This is a genomic window from Pseudomonas defluvii, from assembly GCF_001695625.1.
Classification (GTDB): Bacteria; Pseudomonadota; Gammaproteobacteria; order Pseudomonadales; family Pseudomonadaceae; genus Aquipseudomonas; species Aquipseudomonas defluvii.
In genome coordinates, this window is sequence record NZ_MBPN01000189.1 from 1 (window position 1) to 5,019 (window position 5,019).

4 protein-coding genes are annotated in these 5,019 nt (G+C 59.7%); 1 reads left to right on the forward strand and 3 read right to left on the reverse strand.

Annotated features, from left to right (window positions below):
* Positions 1 to 18: 18 nt before the first annotated feature.
* The 3 genes from leuA to xseA all read right to left on the reverse strand — a co-directional run bounded on the left by leuA (position 19) and on the right by xseA (position 4,205).
* The gene (gene leuA, locus EKA13_RS25880; protein ID WP_065761910.1) at positions 19 to 1,692 is read right to left on the reverse strand and encodes a 2-isopropylmalate synthase; all 1,674 of its coding nucleotides are present in this window, start codon (positions 1,690 to 1,692) and stop codon (positions 19 to 21) included.
* Between the two features lie 311 nt (positions 1,693 to 2,003).
* A complete protein-coding gene (locus tag EKA13_RS25890; RefSeq protein WP_065761911.1) occupies positions 2,004 to 2,822 on the reverse strand; it encodes a M23 family metallopeptidase in 819 nt (272 codons plus the stop codon).
* A gap of 3 nt (positions 2,823 to 2,825) precedes the next feature.
* A complete protein-coding gene (gene xseA, locus EKA13_RS25895) occupies positions 2,826 to 4,205 on the reverse strand; it encodes an exodeoxyribonuclease VII large subunit (RefSeq protein WP_065761912.1) in 1,380 nt (459 codons plus the stop codon).
* A gap of 557 nt (positions 4,206 to 4,762) precedes the next feature.
* Here xseA and EKA13_RS25900 point away from each other — a divergent pair.
* Positions 4,763 to 5,008 carry a hypothetical protein gene (locus EKA13_RS25900; RefSeq protein WP_083199918.1) on the forward strand — a complete coding sequence of 82 codons (246 nt, stop codon included), beginning with the start codon at positions 4,763 to 4,765 and terminating at the stop codon, positions 5,006 to 5,008.
* Positions 5,009 to 5,019 lie beyond the last annotated feature (11 nt).

Here is a 5,019-nt window from a genome sequence, read left to right on the forward strand (position 1 = left end):
GCTGGGTGCCAGGCCGGTTTACGCGGCTTTGGCGGCCTGTTGGCTCAGCGAGCGGTTCAGGGCACTGAACAAGGCCTTGAAGCTGGCGGTGGTGATGTTTTCATCGATACCGACGCCATGCACTGGGCGGCCACCGGCTACGCGCAGTTCGATGTAGGCCGCCGCCTTGGCGTTGGTCCCGGCACCGATCGCATGCTCGTTGTAGTCCATGATTTCGACGGCAACCGGCAAGCCGGCAACCAGTGCTTCCAGGGCGCCGTTGCCCTTGCCGCGCCAGTGCAGGGTGGTCTCGCCTTCGCCAGCGACTTCCACTTCCACGGCGCTGTGACCGTTCTCTTCCTGCAGACGATGGCTAACCAGCGCATACGGCGAGTTGGCCTGCAGGTATTCACGGTGCAGCAAGTTGTAGATCTGCTGAGCGCTCATTTCCAGGCCCAGACGGTCGGTTTCGCCCTGTACGACCTGGCTGAACTCGATCTGCATGCGACGTGGCAGGCTGATGCCGTATTCCTGTTCGAGCAGGTAGGTGATACCGCCCTTGCCGGACTGGCTGTTGACGCGAATCACGGCCTCGTAGCTGCGGCCGATGTCGGCCGGGTCGATCGGCAGGTACGGTACTTCCCAGAGGGCGTCATCTTTCTGCTGGGCAAAGCCCTTGCGGATGGCATCCTGGTGGGAGCCGGAGAACGCTGTGTGAACCAGGTCGCCAACATACGGATGACGTGGGTGCACGGGCAGCTGGTTGCACTCCTCGACCACCTTGCGCACGCCGTCGATGTCGGAGAAGTCCAGTTCAGGGTCGATACCCTGGGTGTAGAGGTTCAGTGCCAAGGTCACCAGGTCGACGTTGCCGGTGCGCTCGCCGTTGCCGAACAGGCAGCCTTCGGCACGGTCGGCACCCGCCATCAGGCCCAGCTCGGTGGCAGCAACGCCAGTACCGCGGTCGTTGTGGGTGTGCAGGCTGATGATCACGCTGTCACGACGCGAGATGTTGCGGCAGAACCACTCGATCTGGTCGGCGTAGACGTTCGGCGTCGATACTTCAACGGTGGCCGGCAGGTTGAGGATGACCTTGTGTTCCGGGGTCGGGTTCCAGACTTCGATCACCGCATCGCAGACTTCCTTGGCGAACTCCATTTCGGTGGCGCTGAAGGTTTCTGGCGAGTATTCGAACGTCCAGTGGGTGTCCGGCTGTTGGGCGGCATATTTGACGAACAGCTTGGCTGCGTTCACCGCAATGTCTTTCACGCCTTGCTTGTCCTGGTTGAAGACAATGCGACGGAACGATGGGCTGGTGGCGTTGTACAGGTGGACGATGGCCTTTTTCGCGCCGCGCAGCGACTCGAAGGTACGGGCGATCAAGTCTTCACGAGCCTGGGTCAACACTTGAATGGTGGTGTCGTCAGGAATGTGGCCGTCTTCGATCAGGGTGCGAACGAAATCGAAGTCGGTTTGCGAGGCGGAAGGGAACGATGCCTCGATCTCTTTCACGCCAACGCTGACCAGGGTCTTCCAGAAACGCAGCTTCTTCGCCGAGTCCATTGGTTCGATCAGCGACTGGTTACCGTCACGCAAGTCCGAGCTGCACCAGATCGGCGCCTGGGTGATGGTCTTCGATGGCCAGGTACGATCCGGCAAGTCGATGGTCGGAAACGCGCGGTATTTTTTCGAAGGGTCTTTGAGCATGGACATGGAAGCAATCCTTTAATGTGCGGCCTTGAAAGGGGCCCGCCGAGCAAACAAAAAGATGAAAAGGCGAGGCGACGCGATTCAGCTTGGTAGTCGGGCACTGACCAGGCAAAGGCTGCGGTGTTGGCGAAGCTGGAAGAGGTTCTGGAAGGTTTTCATGAGCTCAACCCTACCCAGTGGGGTGAAAGATGGCAAGCACTCGAAAAAAATTGATAGAAATGCTTAAAAAGTACTTTTTTGCGAGATTTTATAGCGCTTCATGGCGCAAAAGACCGCGTCTATTGCGCGGTCTTTTTAAATGGCGCAAACCTGCCTCAGGGCTGGAAGGCGCCGATGAAAATGGCCGGATCGACCCGTGCATCGTTCAGGCTGACGTTCCAGTGCATGTGCGGGCCAGTGGCGCGCCCGGTGGAACCCACCCGCCCGATGACGGCGCCGCGACTCAGTGTCTGCCCGGGTTTCACGTCGATTTTCGACATGTGGCAGAACATGCTGATAAAGCCTTGGCCGTGGTCGACGAAAACGGTATTGCCATTGAAGAAGTAGTTACCGACCAGGATGACCTTGCCATTGGCCGGCGTCTTGATTGGCGTGCCGGCCGGTACGGCAAAGTCCAGGCCTGCATGGGGATTGCGCTCTTCGCCGTTGAAGAACCGACGTACGCCAAAGCGGCTGGACAGGGGGCCGTTGACCGGCTTGTCGAGTAGCAGGTTGCTAGGCAGGCCTGGGCTGAAGCTGCGATAGGCACGAACCTGTTCGGCCAGTTCGGCGTCGATGCGCTTCAGGTCAGCCGGGTTGGGGTTGACCTGGCGCTTGTTCTTCAGGGTGATGTGCTGCTCCGGGTATTGCTTGCTGCCGACGGTAAAAGCCAGCGTCCGCGTGCCGAGGCTGAGTGTTGCCGGGCCGGGTTTCTGAGTCAGGGGCACGCCGACAATAGCCAGCCATTTGTCCTGTTCCTTTACCACCAGCACCGGTTTGCCATCGAAGCGAGCATTGGGCGCCTGAGCGCCTGGGCCCAAGTCAATGACTGCGACGCCGCCAGGCACCGGCTTGTTCAGTTTCTGGGTGATGTAGCTGGCGTGGGCGGTGCCGGCCAGTGTCAGGCAAAGCAGAAAAGCGAGCAGACGGGGCATGGATCAATCCAGTAGAGAAAGCGTGACCGGGGTCTGGTGGTTGTCTTCGACGCGTACCTGTAGCTGACCTTCGCCGAGGCGCGCAGTCAGGCGTTGGCCGTTGTGGGTCTGGCTGGCGCTGCGAATGGCCTGGCCACGTTCATCCAGCAGGATGCTGTAGCCGCGGCCCAGGGTGGCCAGCGGGCTGACCACCTGCAGGGTCTGAACGGTGGCCTGCAACTGCTGGCGACGATCCTTCAGGGTTTCACGCATGGCGCGTGGCAGGCGCTCGGAGAGGCTGTCCAGGCGTTGCTTGAGCAGTGCCAGTGTGCGCCCGGGGTGCTGCGCGGCCAGCCGTGTGTCAAGCCGGGCCAGGCGCTCGCGGCGTTGGTTCAGGCGTTGCTCGAATGCGCGGCGCAGGCGCATATCCAGGTCATCCAGGCGTTGTGCTTGCTGGCGCAGCCGTTCGCCGGGGTGGCGCAGGCGTCGGCTCAGGCCTTCGACACGCAGGCGCGCATGGGCCAGACGGTTTTGCATCTGCAGCAGCAGGCGCCGTTGCAGGCTGTCGATGCGCCGTTGCAGGTCACTGCTGTCTGGCGCCAACAGTTCGGCTGCAGCCGACGGGGTAGGGGCGCGGACGTCGGCGACGAAGTCGCTGATCGAAACGTCGGTTTCATGGCCGACTGCGCTGACGATCGGTGTTACGCAGGCGGCGATGGCCCGGGCCACATCCTCTTCGTTGAAGCACCAGAGGTCTTCAAGCGAGCCGCCGCCACGGGCCAGGATCAGCGCGTCGAAGCCCAGGCTGTCGGCCCGTTGCAGTGCGCGAACAATTTGCCCGATGGCTTCACGGCCCTGCACGGCAGTCGGGATCAGGGTCAGCTCAACCTGCGGCGCACGGCGCCGAAAGACACTGATGATGTCGCGAATCACCGCGCCGGTGGGTGAGCTGATAATGCCAATGCGCTGCGGATGCGCGGGCAGGGCAACCTTGCGTTCACTGCTGAACAGGCCTTCGGCGCCAAGCTTTTCCTTCAGCGCCTCGAAGGCCAGACGCAAGGCGCCATCACCGGCCGGTTCCACGGTGTCGAGAATCAACTGGTAGTCGCCACGCCCCTCAAACAGAGAGACCTTGCCGCGCACCTTGACCGCCAGGCCATCGCGCAACGCTTGACGCACCCGTGCGGCGTTGTTGCGAAACAGCGCACAGCGCACCTGGGCACCACTGTCCTTGAGGGTGAAATAGATATGGCCGGAGGCCGGGCGGGCGAGGTTGGATATCTCGCCCTCGACCCAGATACTGCTGAAAACATCTTCAAGCAGCACCCGGGCGCGGCCGTTGAGTTGGCTGACGGTCAGGACTTCGCGGTCCAGACCGAGTCGTTCGAAAGGGTCTCTGATCATGGGCCGCATCATAAAGGATTGTGAGCGCATTGCGCGCTATCGACGGTTCGAATGCAGCCGGTCGCGTCGGGCCGTTGCATCGCTGGTGGCTTGAGAGTGGGTTAAATCGAATGCTCCATGCGTGTGGTCAATGACCTGCGCTGCAGCCGAACAGTGAGGGTTGTTTAGGGAAACGTTGAGCCATTCACCCGTTCGCTTAGGAGAGGTCCTGCATTAATTCTGGAATCGGCTGATATACGCCCTCTAGCTAAAGTTGATTAGCTGTCATGCAGGCACAAGGCAAAGCGGTATGTGCAGCAAGTGTAGGCTGACATTAATGCTGCAATGGCCAATCTCGGGGTATTGGGCAATGCCTCTGCGCTGGAAACAACTCAAAGATGGCTGTAAGCCCTTGAATACCTGACGGTCACGAAAAATAGCGCGTAATGCACGCAGCATAAGCCAATGAAATTTACGCTGGCAGCCCTTTCACCACGATACTCAATGCATTTTAGGGAGTTTGAAATGAGTTATCTAGAGGATGTCATAATCAATGAGCCCATCGCTGACGTGCTGACGTGCTGACTGCATTCATTCCCAGAGTCCCATACCAGACGATTGATCGTCTGTACGTCCAATTCAAGTTCGAGGTCATCGCCAATGGTGAGCTTATTAAGGTGTATAAACAGCTTTTCAAAGACGGGGTTTTTGTCAAAAACGAAAAAGGCCTGCCGATGAAAGGCCCGAACTGGTCAGTTCCAGATTTTGTAACCTTGAACAAGTACAGGACCGACTCGTTGGATACACCCTCCAACCCGGTTTGATCCAGTGAAGG